Annotated in this window: 12 protein-coding genes and 1 pseudogene; 5 read left to right on the forward strand and 8 right to left on the reverse strand. The window is 70.3% G+C overall.

Translation table 11 applies throughout. The annotated features are described in order from the left end of the window. Positions 1 to 1,851 carry a glutamine--fructose-6-phosphate transaminase (isomerizing) gene (glmS, locus tag ACRAWB_RS09570; protein WP_431353120.1) on the reverse strand — a complete coding sequence of 617 codons (1,851 nt, stop codon included), beginning with the start codon at positions 1,849 to 1,851 and terminating at the stop codon, positions 1 to 3. Between the two features lie 66 nt (positions 1,852 to 1,917). Here glmS and coaA point away from each other — a divergent pair. Both coaA and ACRAWB_RS09580 read left to right on the forward strand, forming a co-directional pair. Continuing rightward, positions 1,918 to 2,855, forward strand: a pseudogene (coaA, locus tag ACRAWB_RS09575) (type I pantothenate kinase). A 78-nt stretch (positions 2,856 to 2,933) separates the two neighbouring features. Continuing rightward, positions 2,934 to 3,242: a helix-turn-helix domain-containing protein gene (locus tag ACRAWB_RS09580; RefSeq protein ID WP_431353121.1), complete on the forward strand. Its 309-nt coding sequence runs from the start codon at positions 2,934 to 2,936 to the stop codon at positions 3,240 to 3,242. 4 nt (positions 3,243 to 3,246) lie between these two features. Here ACRAWB_RS09580 and glmM read toward each other — a convergent pair whose 3' ends face one another. The 3 genes from glmM to rplM are packed head-to-tail and all read right to left on the reverse strand — an operon-like array spanning position 3,247 to position 5,629. After that, positions 3,247 to 4,608, reverse strand: a complete 1,362-nt coding sequence (gene glmM, locus ACRAWB_RS09585; protein ID WP_431353122.1) for a phosphoglucosamine mutase — start codon at positions 4,606 to 4,608, stop codon at positions 3,247 to 3,249. 27 nt (positions 4,609 to 4,635) lie between these two features. Next, on the reverse strand, positions 4,636 to 5,133 hold the full coding sequence (gene rpsI / locus ACRAWB_RS09590) for a 30S ribosomal protein S9 (RefSeq protein ID WP_175337730.1): 498 nt from the start codon (positions 5,131 to 5,133) through the stop codon (positions 4,636 to 4,638). Positions 5,134 to 5,182: 49 nt separating this feature from the next. Beyond that, a complete protein-coding gene (gene rplM, locus ACRAWB_RS09595; protein WP_175337729.1) occupies positions 5,183 to 5,629 on the reverse strand; it encodes a 50S ribosomal protein L13 in 447 nt (148 codons plus the stop codon). Between the two features lie 257 nt (positions 5,630 to 5,886). Here rplM and ACRAWB_RS09600 point away from each other — a divergent pair, with 257 nt between their 5' ends. Continuing rightward, the gene (locus ACRAWB_RS09600) at positions 5,887 to 7,155 is read left to right on the forward strand and encodes a sensor histidine kinase (RefSeq protein WP_431353123.1); all 1,269 of its coding nucleotides are present in this window, start codon (positions 5,887 to 5,889) and stop codon (positions 7,153 to 7,155) included. Further along, positions 7,152 to 7,787 carry a response regulator gene (locus ACRAWB_RS09605; protein ID WP_431353124.1) on the forward strand — a complete coding sequence of 212 codons (636 nt, stop codon included), beginning with the start codon at positions 7,152 to 7,154 and terminating at the stop codon, positions 7,785 to 7,787. The genes ACRAWB_RS09600 and ACRAWB_RS09605 overlap by 4 nt, the downstream gene beginning before the upstream one ends. Positions 7,788 to 7,803: 16 nt before the next feature. On the opposite strand, the gene ACRAWB_RS09610 is transcribed toward ACRAWB_RS09605, so the two are convergent. Next, positions 7,804 to 8,751 (reverse strand): SDR family oxidoreductase, encoded by a 948-nt coding sequence (locus ACRAWB_RS09610; protein WP_431353125.1) that lies wholly within the window; start codon positions 8,749 to 8,751, stop codon positions 7,804 to 7,806. Positions 8,752 to 8,854: 103 nt separating this feature from the next. Here ACRAWB_RS09610 and ACRAWB_RS09615 point away from each other — a divergent pair, with 103 nt between their 5' ends. Beyond that, the gene (locus ACRAWB_RS09615; protein WP_431353126.1) at positions 8,855 to 9,694 is read left to right on the forward strand and encodes a helix-turn-helix transcriptional regulator; all 840 of its coding nucleotides are present in this window, start codon (positions 8,855 to 8,857) and stop codon (positions 9,692 to 9,694) included. Here ACRAWB_RS09615 and truA read toward each other — a convergent pair whose 3' ends face one another. The 3 genes from truA to rplQ all read right to left on the reverse strand — a co-directional run bounded on the left by truA (position 9,695) and on the right by rplQ (position 12,243). After that, complete coding sequence (gene truA, locus ACRAWB_RS09620) at positions 9,695 to 10,570, reverse strand: tRNA pseudouridine(38-40) synthase TruA (protein WP_431353127.1); 876 nt, start codon at positions 10,568 to 10,570, stop codon at positions 9,695 to 9,697. It lies immediately after the preceding gene. Further along, on the reverse strand, positions 10,560 to 11,585 hold the full coding sequence (locus tag ACRAWB_RS09625; RefSeq protein ID WP_431353128.1) for a GNAT family N-acetyltransferase: 1,026 nt from the start codon (positions 11,583 to 11,585) through the stop codon (positions 10,560 to 10,562). Before ACRAWB_RS09625 ends, truA begins: the two co-directional genes overlap by 11 nt. 79 nt (positions 11,586 to 11,664) lie before the next feature. Further along, on the reverse strand, positions 11,665 to 12,243 hold the full coding sequence (rplQ, locus tag ACRAWB_RS09630) for a 50S ribosomal protein L17 (RefSeq protein WP_431353129.1): 579 nt from the start codon (positions 12,241 to 12,243) through the stop codon (positions 11,665 to 11,667). Between the last annotated feature and the right edge of the window lie 42 nt (positions 12,244 to 12,285).

Genomic DNA, 12,285 nt, shown 5'->3' on the forward strand with positions numbered 1-12,285 from the left:
TCACTCCACGGTGACGGACTTGGCCAGGTTGCGCGGCTGGTCGACGTCGAGGCCCTTCGCGGCGGACAGCTCCATGGCGAAGATCTGCAGCGGGATGACGGCCAGCAGCGGCTCGAACAGCGGAGCGGCCAGCGGGATGCGGATGACCTCGTCGGCGAACGGCAGCACCGCGGCGTCCCCGGCCTCGGCGATCGCGATGACGCGGGCGCCGCGGGCGCGGATCTCCTGGATGTTCGACACGACCTTCTTGTGCAGCTCGTCCGACCAGCGCGGGCTCGGGACGACCACGAAGACCGGCTGACCCGGCTCGATGAGCGCGATCGGGCCGTGCTTCAGCTCGCCGGCGGCGAAGCCCTCGGCGTGGATGTACGCGAGCTCCTTGAGCTTCAGCGCACCCTCCAGGGCGATCGGGTAGCCGACGTGACGGCCGAGGAACAGCACAGAGCGGGTGTCCGACATCCACTTGGCCAGCTGAGCGATCTCGGCGTGCGACTCGAGCACGGTCGCGATCTTCTCCGGCACGGACTGAAGTTCCGCGATCGCGTCGCGCTGCTGCGCGGCGGACAGCGTGCCGCGGATGCGGGCGAGGTGCAGGCCGAACAGGTAGAGCGCGGTGATCTGCGCGACGAACGCCTTGGTCGACGCGACCGCGACCTCCGGACCGGCGTGCGTGTACAGCGCGGCGTCCGACTCCCGCGGGATGGTCGCGCCCTGCGTGTTGCAGACCGAGATGGCCTTGGCGCCGGCGTCGCGGGCGTACTTGACGGCCATCAGCGTGTCCATGGTCTCGCCCGACTGGCTGATCGAGATGACCAGCGTGCCGTCGGTGAGCACCGGCTCGCGGTAGCGGAACTCGTGGCTGAGCTCGACCGTGACGGGGACGCGCGCCCACTTCTCGATCGCGTAGCTGCCGACCAGGCCGGCGTAGGCGGCGGTGCCGCACGCGATGATCGTGATGCGGTCGATGCTGGCGAAGTAGTCGTCGCCCAGCGCGTCCAGCTCAGGGATGTGGACCGTCTCGTCGACGAGGCGGCCGCGGATCGTGTTGGCCACCGCGTCCGGCTCCTCGGCGATCTCCTTGGCCATGAAGGAGGACCAGCCGCCCTTCTCGGCGGCGGAGGCGTCCCACGCGACCTCGAACGGCTCGACCTCGACCGGCGCGCCCTCGAAGTCGGTGACGGTCACGCTGTCCGGCGTGATGGTGACGATCTGGTCCTGGCCGATCGCCATCGCGCGGCGCGTGTGCTCGACGAACGCGGCGACGTCGGAGCCGAGGAAGTTCTCTCCCTCGCCCAGACCGATCACCAGCGGGGAGTTGCGGCGCGCGCCGACGACCACGTGCGGCTGGTCCTGATGCATCGCGAGCAGCGTGAACGCGCCCTCGAGGCGCGAGACGACGGACTGGAACGCCTGCGGCAGGTCGCCGGTGCGGCGGTACTCGCGGCCGAGCAGCACGGCGGCGACCTCGGTGTCGGTCTCCGACTCGAACGCGAAGCCATCGGCCAGCAGCTCGTCCTTCAGCGTGGCGAAGTTCTCGATGATGCCGTTGTGGATGACGGCGAGGCGACCCTCGTCGCCCAGGTGCGGGTGCGCGTTGACGTCGGTCGGACCGCCGTGGGTCGCCCACCGGGTGTGACCGATGCCGGTCTGGCCGTTCGGGATGGGGTGCTCCTGAAGGTCTTCGGTCAGCACCGAGAGCTTGCCCGCCTTCTTCGCGGTGCCCAGCTCGCCGTCCGGGCCGATCACGGCGATGCCCGCCGAGTCGTAGCCGCGGTACTCCAGGCGCTTCAGACCGCCGAGAAGCACCTCGAGACTCTTGTCGGTACCGACGTACCCCACGATTCCACACATGGGGTCGAGTCTATCCGAGGCGCAGTGAGGGCCCGCTGAGAGCCGCACCCCTAGACTTGGGGACCTATGCTTCCCCACGGAGACTCCTCCACCCCGTTCGTCGAGCTGAGCCGGTCCGACTGGGCGGAGCTGGCGGAGAACACGCGCCTCCCCCTGCAGGAGACGGAGATCGTCCAACTGCGCGGTCTCGGCGACCCGCTGGATATGCGCGAGGTCGAAGAGGTCTACCTCCCCTCAGCCGCCTGCTCAACCTCTACGTCGGCGGCACCAAGCAGCTGCACCGCGTGACCAGCGACTTCCTCGGCGAGCGCGCCGCGAGTACACCGTTCGTCATCGGCGTGGCCGGCTCGGTCGCCGTCGGCAAGTCGACCATCGCGCGCCTGCTGCGCGAGCTGCTGTCCCGCTGGGACGACACCCCGCGCGTCGAACTGGTCACGACCGACGGCTTCCTGCACCCCAACGCCGAGCTGGAACGGCTGGGCCTGATGGACCGCAAGGGCTTCCCCGAGTCGTACGACCGCAAGGCCCTCCTCCGCTTCGTCACCGCGGTGAAGAGCGGCGCCCCGGAGGTGCGCGCCCCGTTCTACTCGCACCTCAGCTACGACATCGTCCCCGACGCCGAGATCGTGGTCCGGCGGCCGGACGTGCTCATCGTCGAAGGCCTCAACGTGCTGCAGCCGGCGGGCGGCGGCAACCGGCTCGCGGTCAGCGACCTGTTCGACTTCAGCGTCTACGTGGATGCGCGCACGCGCGACATCGCGCGCTGGTACGAGGAGCGCTTCCTCAAGCTGCAACGCGGCGCGTTCGCGAACCCCAAGTCGTACTTCCACCGGTATGCGGAGCTGACCGAGGACGAGGCTCGCGCGCGGGCCGCATCCATCTGGTCGGCGATCAACGAGCCGAACCTCCTCCAGAACATCCGGCCCACCCGGTCGCGCGCCAAGCTGGTGCTGCGCAAGGACGACAACCACGCCGTGAGCTCGGTGCTCCTCCGCAAGCTCTGAGGTTCTTAAGCCCGACGCTCAGATGCGTGTGGTCGTCAAGCTCTGGCCATGCATGCAACTGCCCCGTAAGCATGAGGCATGCCTGCTCCTCGCTCCCGTGCCGCCGAGGTCTTCGGCCGTCGAGTCCGTGAAGCGCGCATCGCGCTCGGCATGAGCCAGGAGGACATCGCCGGGCTGGCCGACATGCACGTGACCAACTACGGCCGGGTGGAGCGGGGCGAGGCGAACTCGGAGTTGCACACCATCGTCCGGCTGGCGACCGCGCTGAACGTCGACCCGGGCGAGCTGATGAAGGGCCTCTACGGCGCCGACATGCTGCCCGACCGGTCGCGCGCCTACTCCGTCGCCGACTTCCTGGCGGCGCAGCGGGAGCACGACAAGCGCTGACGCGCTAGAGCGCCAGTCGCTCCCGCACCACGTCCGCGAGCTCGTTGGCGAGGCGTACTGCCGTGTCGTGATCGGCGGCCTCCACCATGACGCGCACCAGCGGCTCGGTGCCCGACGGGCGCAGCAGCACACGGCCGCTGTCGCCGAGGGCGCTCTCCGCCGTCTGCACCGCCGTCTGGAGACCCTGGTCGGTGTGCACCGCGTGGTGGTCCACGTTCTTCACGTTGACCATCACCTGGGGGTAGATGGTCATCACCTTCGCGAGCTCGGCCAGCGACTTGCCCTGGCGCGCCATCTCGCTGAGGAGGTGCAGGCCGGTCAGGATGCCGTCGCCGGTCGTCGCGAACTCCCGCATGATGACGTGGCCCGACTGCTCGCCGCCGAGCGAGAAGTCGTGCTCGTTCATCTCCTCGAGCACGTAGCGGTCGCCCACTGCGGTCTCGACGACGCGGATGCCGTTCTCACGCATGGCGAGCTTGAGCCCGAGGTTGCTCATGACCGTTGCGACGAGCGTGTTGTCGCGCAGCTTGCCGCGCTCCTTCATCCCGACCGCGAGGATCGCCATGATCTGGTCGCCGTCGACGACGTTGCCCTCGGCGTCGATCGCGAGGCAGCGGTCGGCGTCTCCGTCATGCGCGATGCCGACGTCGGCGCCGGCGGCCAGGACGGCCTTCGCCAGGTTGTCGAGGTGCGTGGAGCCGACCCCGTCGTTGATGTTCATGCCGTCCGGCGCGTCGCCGATGACGGTCACGCGGGCGCCGGCGTCGGTGAAGACCTCAGGAGAGATGCCTGCGGCGGCGCCGTGCGCGCAGTCGAGGACGACGTGGATGCCGTCGAGCCGGTGCGGGAGGCTGGCCAGCAGGTGGAGGACGTAGCGGTCCTCGGCGTCCGCGAAGCGGCGGATGCGACCCACGTCGGCGCCGGTGGGCGTCAGCTTCTCGAGGTCGAGGTGCTGCTCGATGCGGTCCTCGACGATGTCCGGGAGCTTGGTGCCTCCGCGGGCGAAGATCTTGATCCCGTTGTCGGGCGCCGGGTTGTGCGACGCCGACACCATGACGCCGAAGTCGGCATCGTAGTCGGCGATCAGGAACGCGGTCGCGGGCGTGGGGATGACTCCCGCGTCGTACACGTCGATGCCGGAGCTAGCGAGCCCGGCCGCGACGGCGGCGGAGAGGAATTCGCCCGAGACGCGGGGGTCGCGGGCGACGATGGCCGTCGGGCGCTTGCCGGCAGCTCGCCGCGCCTCGGCGCTGCGGCCTTGCGTCAGTACAGCAGCAGCTGACTGAGCAAGGCCGAGCGCGAGGTCGGCGGTGAGGCTGCCGTTCGCGAGACCGCGAACGCCGTCGGTTCCGAAAAGGCGGGGCATGGACCGAAGCCTAAACGCTCGGAAGCGTCAACGCTTGGAGAACTGCGACGCCTTGCGGGCCTTCTTGAGACCGGCCTTCTTGCGCTCGGTGACGCGGGCGTCACGGGTGAGGAAGCCGGCCTTCTTCAGGGTCGGGCGGTTGTTCTCGCGGTCGATCTCGTTGAGCGCACGCGCGATGGCGAGACGCAGCGCGCCCGCCTGGCCCGAGGGACCACCGCCGGTGATGCGGGCGACCACGTCGTAGGAGCCGAGGAGGTCGAGCACCTTGAACGGGTCGTTGATGAGCTGCTGGTGCAGCTTGTTCGGGAAGTAGTCCGCGAACTCACGGCCGTTGACCGTGATGGTTCCGGCGCCCGGGACCAGGCGCACGCGCGCGATGGCCTCCTTGCGGCGGCCGACGGCCGCACCCGGAACGGAGAGGACGGGACGGGGCGCGGCCGGGGCCGCGCTCTCCGGGGTCTCGGTCGAGTAGGACTCGACGTTCTCGACCTGGGCCGAGTCGATGCTGTCTGCGATCTTCGCCACGGTGGTGATAATCCTTTGTCTCTTTAAGTCGTGAAAGTCGTCGACGCGCTTACTGCGCGACCTGGCCGAGCGTGTACGGCTTCGGCTGCTGGGCGGCGTGCGGGTGCTCGCTTCCGGTGTAGACCTTCAGCTTGCGGAGCTGGGCGCGACCGATGGAGTTCTTCGGGAGCATGCCGCGGACGGCCTTCTCGACGGCGCGGATCGGGTTCTTCTCCAGGAGCTCGGAGTAGGTGGTCGCCTTCAGGCCGCCCGGGTAGCCCGAGTGGCGGTAGGCCTTCTTCTGGAGCAGCTTCTGGCCGGTCAGGGCGACCTTGTCCGCGTTGATGATGATGACGAAGTCACCGGAGTCCATGTGCGGGGCGAAGGTCGGCTTGTGCTTGCCGCGCAGGAGGGCGGCGGTGTGGCTGGCGAGACGGCCGAGCACGACATCGGTCGCGTCGATGACGACCCAGTCGCGCTGGATCTCGTCTGCCTTCGGGGAATACGTGCGCGTCACAGTAGTGGCTGCTTTCTGTCTCGAACGGAGGTGTTCGTGAATCCCGCTCCGATGGGGGTTCGTCTCTCGAGAAGAGGGAACCGATGCCGGTGGAGGGCTCACGTTCGCGTGCCGCGCCGCAGGAGGCGCGGACACCAAAGATCAATAGTACGGGACGGCGTCATACCCGGTCAAACCGGGATGGTTCCCCTCATCCCCAGGGCTGAAAGCCGTCCGATCAGCGTGCTGTCCGACCCCCGTGCCCATACATTGGCCGCATGACGCGCCTCTTCCTCAGCTTCCACCGGATGCTCGATCCGCTTGCCGGTGTCGCGTACTTCATCGTGTGCGCCGTCGCCGAGGCGGGCAGGCACCAGTTCGCTCCCGGCGGGAACAAGATGACCGCAGCCTGGTGGGCATTGCTCGTCGTCATGTCGGTCGCCATGGCGACGGCCAGGCGGTGGCCGGCAGCGGCACTCAGCGCCATCGTCGCGATCCCCGCCGCTCAGCTCTTCTTCCCGGGCACTCTCTTCCCCATCTGGTTCTACCTGGGCTCCGCCTACATCCTGTTCGCCGCCACGGCCGTCGTGTCAGGCCGTCGCGCGCTCGCGCTTTCCGGTGCCGCCGGTGCCATCTCGGCCCTCTTGACGGCGGGCATCGTGGCCTCGTGGTCCACCGTGACAGCCGATTGGCCGCTCGTGGCGACGGCGCCTGGGCAGATCGACGATGGGTACACAGGCACCGTGTTGGTCAATCGCATCGCGCTCATCCTCCTGCTCCTCCTTGTCGCAGCGGTGGCGTGGACGGGCGGTATCGCGGTCAGCGCTCGGATCGGCCGTCGCCGCGCCGAGCGAGCCGCAGCTGACGCCGCCGGTCGCCTCGGCGAGGTGCAGACCGACCTCGCCATCGCGGAGGAGCGGGAGCGGATCGCCCAGGACGTGCACGACATCATGGCGCACTCGCTGTCCGTCATCCTCGCCCAGGCGGACGGTGCCCGGCTGCTCGCGGAGGAGCGCCCGGCCGCCGTCGCACCTTCCCTCGTCACCATCGCGGACACCGCGCGGTCGTCCCTGACCGAGGTCAGGATGCTGATCGAGACGCTGGTCGGCGCACCGACGTCCGCGGAGCATCCGGGACTCGGCGATCTCGACGACCTGGTGCGACGGCTGACCGACTCAGGCCTCACCGTCACCGTTGAGCGCTTCGGCGCGACGGGAGGCCTGACCGGCGCCCAGCAGCTCGCGGTCTACCGGATCGTGCAGGAGGCGTTGACCAACGCCTTGAAGCACGCCGGTCCCGGCGCCTCCGCCCGGATCGCCCTGGACGCGCGCGACGACGGGCTCTCGCTGTCGGTCGCCTCCCACCCCGCCGATGCGACCCGGCCCGCGCCGGAGCCCAGCGAGACTGGCCGCGGACTCGTCGGCATGCGCGAGCGCGCCCGGCTCGCCGGCGGCTGGCTCGACGCCGGCCCCGACGACGACGTCCCCGGCGGCTACCTCGTCACCGCCTACCTCCCGGCGGCCGGCCGCACGGCGGTGTCCGCATGATCCGGGTCGCGGTGGCCGACGACCAGCCGTTGTTCTGCGCAGGGCTCCAGATGATGATCGAATCCCAGCCCGACCTCGAGTTCGCCGGAGCCGCGCCCGACGGCGACGCGGCGATCGCGCTCGCGCGCGACGCGAGACCCGACGTCATGCTCATGGACATCCGGATGCCGCGCCTCGACGGCATCGCCGCGACGACGGCGATCCGGGAGGCGGCCGACTCCGCCCTCCCCCGCATCGTCGTCCTCACCACCTTCGAACGCGACGACGCTGTCGCGGCTGCGCTCCGAGCCGGCGCGGAGGGCTTCCTGCTCAAGGACGCCACCCCCGACCTGATCCTGTCGGCGATCCGGACCGTCCACGAGGGAACGTCCGTCGTGGCCCACAAGTCGACCAGTGAGCTCTTTCGCGCCATCGCGCGGCGGCGACCCGAGGCCCTTGCGCCCCTGTCGGTCCGCGAGAAGGAGGTCTTCCTCCTCGCCGCTCGCGGCCTCGGCAACGCGGAGATCGGCCGGACCGCGTTCATCTCGGAGGCGACCGTCAAGACCCACATCCGCAGCATCCTGGCCAAGCTCAAACTTGCCACCCGGGTGCAGCTGGTCGCCTTCGCCTACGAGAACGGTCTGGTGCGCTGAGCGGTCGGGACCGGCGTCATGCCTGCGCTGCGGGCAGCGCGATCCCTGCCTGCCGCTCCGACACGTCCCACACGCGCGCCGCCTCAGCAGCATCGCGCAGCGGGCGGTAGAGCTCCTGCTCCGCCGGAACTCCACCCAGGTGTCCGGCTCCGCTCGGGCCGTACATCCGGCCGCCCACCGCATCCGGGGACGTCGCCGCGAGCAGGGCCGGCAGCGCAGCCGTCTCCGGCGTCCCGACGAGGATCCCGCGAGCCGACATCCAGCGGATGAGCCGGACGGCACCCGTGTCCGCGGCGCGTCCGTACCCGGGCTGCGCGGCGAGCAGGTTGGTCGGCGCGACGCCGGGATGCGCGAGATTGCTCGTGATGCCCCAGTCGCCCGCCGCGCTGCGGCGATCCAGCTCCAGCCCGAACAGGCCGAGCGCGATCTTCGAGGCGCTGTACGCCCGCTGCGCGTTGTACCGCCGCTCGCTCCCGAGGTCGTCCCAGTCGATCGCGCCGCTCCGCGCGGCCACGCTCACCTGCGACGTGACGCGCGCCCGTCCCTCGCGCAGCAGGGGGAAGAGGGCGCCGACGAGGGCGACGTGACCGAGGTGGTTCGTGCCCCATTGCAGCTCGAATCCGTCGGCCGTCGTCCGGCGCTCCGGCGGGGTCATCAGCCCGGCGTTGTTGATCAGGATGTGGACGGGCGCCCCCTCGGCGCGCATCCCATCTCCGAAGGACGCGACCGAGTCGAGGGAGGCCAGGTCGAGGTCGCGCAGCGCGAGGCGCGCCTCCGGGACGGCGGAGCGGATGCGCGCCGCTGCCCGTTCGCCTTTGGCACGGTCCCGGACCGGCATGACGACCTCGGCGCGCGCTCGCGCCAGCCGCTCGGCGATGACGGCGCCCATGCCGTCGCTCGCTCCGGTGACGATGGCCCTCCGGACGCTCAGGTCGGGGATGTCGATGTCGATGGTCCGTGCCATGGTGTGCTCCTTCTCTCGCGATCAACACTGGATCGTGCGCCGAGACGTAGCCACGGCCTGACGATCCGTGGCTGCGGAGGGCGCGGAACGGTAGACATGAAGAGTGATCGACCGTACCGGGCTCGCCGACTTCCTCCGCACACGGCGTGAACTGCTTCAGCCGAAGGATGTGGGACTGCCCCGCGGCGCCCGGCGGCGGACGTCCGGGCTGCGGCGCGAGGAGGTGGCCGCGCTGGCGCACATGTCCGTCGACTACTACTCGCGGCTGGAGCGCGAGCGCGGACCCCAACCGTCCGAGCAGATGCTGGCCTCGATCGCCCAGGGCCTGCACCTCTCGCACGCCGAGCGCGACCACCTATTCCGGCTCGCGGGCCACACCCCGCCCGCGCAGGGCGTGGAGAGCGAGCATGTGAGCCCGGGCCTGCTGCGCGTGCTCGATCGCCTCGACGACACCCCGGCCGAGATCGTGACCGAGTTGGGCGAGACCCTGCGCCAGAGCAGGATGGGCGTGGCGCTCACGGGAGACACCGCGTCCCTCCGCGGTCCGGAGCGCAGCCTTGGGGTGCGCTGGTTCACCGACCCGGCATCCCGCCGGCTCTACGCACCCAGCGAGCACGACTTCCTCAGCCGGATGTTCGCCTCGGGCCTGCGCGAGATCGCGACGGCTCGCGGTCCGGAGTCCCGGGCCGCCGCGCTGGCCGACTACCTCTCGGAACGCAGCGCGGAGTTCCGGACGCTCTGGGCGGCGCACGAGGTAGGCCTCCGACCCAAGGAGGTCAAGCACTTCATGCATCCGGAGGTCGGCGAGCTGGAGCTGCACTGCCAGCAGCTCGTGGACCCTGGCCACGCGCATTCGCTGCTGGTCTACACGGCGATTCCTGGGAGCGAATCCGCGGAGAAACTGCGCCTGCTTTCCGTGATCGGGACCCAGACGCTGCGTTGACTACAGCTCCCGCAGCGCCCGCGTCCGCTCGGCCCGCAGCGCGAGCTCCGCTCCCTCGGGGTAACCGACTTCCAGCAGGGTGAGTCCGCGTGCCGGCATCACCTTGAAGGCGCTGGTGCGCTGCCGCTCATCGCGCAGCGCCACCAGATCCTGCGGCGCGAGCTTCCCCTCCCCCACCTCTACGCACGCGCCCACCAGCGCGCGCACCATGCTGTGACAGAACGCGTCCGCTGTGAGGTCGGCCACGAGAACGCCGTCGGGGTCGCGGCGCCAGGCGAACGCCTGCAGGGTGCGGATGGTCGTCGCACCCTCGCGTGCCTTGCAGTAGCTGGCGAAGTCGTGGAGCCCGAGCAGCCCGTGCGACGCCATGTCCATCGCGCTCGCATCGAGATCGGAGGACACCCACGCCGTGCGGTGGCGCTGCAGCGGGTCACGCAGGGAGGCGCGGTCCGCCACCCGGTACTCGTAGCGCCGCCACAGCGCCGAGAAACGCGCATCGAACCCCGCGGGTGCGACGGATGCCGCCAGCACGACCACGTCCGACACCGGGCCGAGGATGCCGTTGAGACGGCGACCCAGCGCCTCCTCCGCCGAGAGTGGAGGACGCTTGCCGTGCGGCTTCCGCAGCACCGCCTCCTGGTCCGCAGTGAGGTCGACATGCGCGACCTGACCCGTCGCGTGCACCCCCGCGTCGGTACGGCCTGCCACCGTCAGCAGCGGCGGATCGCCGGCGCGGCGGAAGATCGTGGCGAGCGCGTCCTCGAGGGTGCCCTGCACGGTCCGCAGCCCGGGCTGGCGGCCCCAACCGTTGAAGTCGGTGCCCTGGTAGGCGATGTCGAGCCGGTACCGCGTGGCGGCCGACGGATCAGTAGGCACGGACCAGCCCCAACTCCTGCTGCGAGGTGACGAAGCCCATCCCGGTATAGAGACCGAGCGCGCCGGTCGGGTTCTCGGCGTCGACGTCGAGCACCACCTTCTCGAGGCCCCGCGCCTTCGACGCCTCGAGCACCGCGCGCAGCAGCGTCGGCGCGATCCGCCGCCCGCGATACGGACGCGTGACGGCCACCGTCGAGACATACGAGCCCGTGAAGCCCTGGCCGGCCCAGTCCTCCTCCGCCACGTCGGTCAGCAGCACCCCCGCGACGACGTCGTCGACCATCGCCACGAACGACAGCGACGCGTCGAAGGTGCCGGATGTGAGCCCCGCGAACTGTTCGTCCGACAGCGGCTGGCTGCCCCAGTGGTCGCGGAACGCGTCATCCCTCGCCGCGTGCACGGCCGCCGACAGCTCGGCCCGGTATGGCTCGATGCGGACGACGCCGACCGCCGACACCTCCGGGATGGGCTCGGCGAGGTCGCGCTCCATCGTCTGGAAGTACCGCACCACCTCGAACCCGCCCGCCTCGAGAAGCCGCTGACGTCCCGGCGCGCGGACGTCGGCGTAGCCGACCAGCCAGCCCGGCAGGCGCTTCTCCGACGCCGCCAGCTTCTGCTCGCCGCGCGCCCGCTGCCAGGCGAGCAGTTCACGGCCGATACCGCGGCCGCGGAACTCCGGATGGACGCCGCCGTTCATGAACTCGCGCACCAGCGTCTCCTGCCGCGGCGGCTCCATGACGATCCCGACCGCCGCAACACGGCCGTCGGCGGTGACGGCCAGCAGCGAGTCCCGCTCCAGGTCGATGAAGCTGTAGCCCAGCTCCTCCTCGACCTGCTCGCGATTCGTCAGGTAGTTGGGGTGATCCTCGGTGTCGATGGCGTGGAAGACCGCGTGCACCGCGTCCACGTCGCCCATCGTCGCCGGACGCCACTCGGCGATCTCGGGATGCTGCGGACGGTGCGACGGAGGGGCGCTCACGCGCTCCCGGAGCGGCGGCAGAGTGTCGTCGGTCATGCCTCTCACCTTACGGGCCGCACACGACGAAGGCCCCGCATCCGTGGATGCGGGGCCTTCAGACGTGCAGCGGAAGGGGTTACGCCTTCTCGGCCTCGGTCTCGGCGTCGGTCTCACCGGCGACGTCGGCGTCGGCGGTCGCGTCCTCCGCGACCTCGGCCTCGGCAGCGGCGGTCTCGGTCGAGGTCTCCTCGGCCGGGGTCTCCTCAGCAGCGGTCTCCTCGGCGGCCGGCTCCTCGACCGGCGCGGCCTTGGGCTCAGCGGCCTTGGTCGACTTCGACGACTTCACCTTCGGGCTGACCGGCTCGAGGACGAGCTCGATCTGCGCCATCGGCGCGTTGTCGCCCTTGCGGAAGCCGAGCTTGGTGATGCGGGTGTAGCCGCCCTCACGCTCGGCGACCAGCGGCGCGATCTCGGTGAAGAGCTCGTGCACGACGGTCTTGTCCTGGATCACGGACAGCACGCGACGGCGCGCGTGCAGGTCGCCGCGCTTCGCGAACGTGATCAGGCGCTCGGCCACCGGACGGAGGCGCTTGGCCTTGGTCTCGGTGGTCTTGATGCTCTTGTGCGTGAAGAGCGCAGCGGCCAGGTTGGCGAGCAGCAGGCGCTCGTGCGCCGGACCGCCCCCGAGGCGGGGGCCCTTGGTGGGCTTAGGCATGATCGGTTATCTCCAGTGTTGAAAAGGTCTGAGGGTTGCAGT

The organism is Leifsonia poae (genome assembly GCF_050632865.1).
Lineage (GTDB): Bacteria > Actinomycetota > Actinomycetes > Actinomycetales > Microbacteriaceae > Leifsonia > Leifsonia poae_B.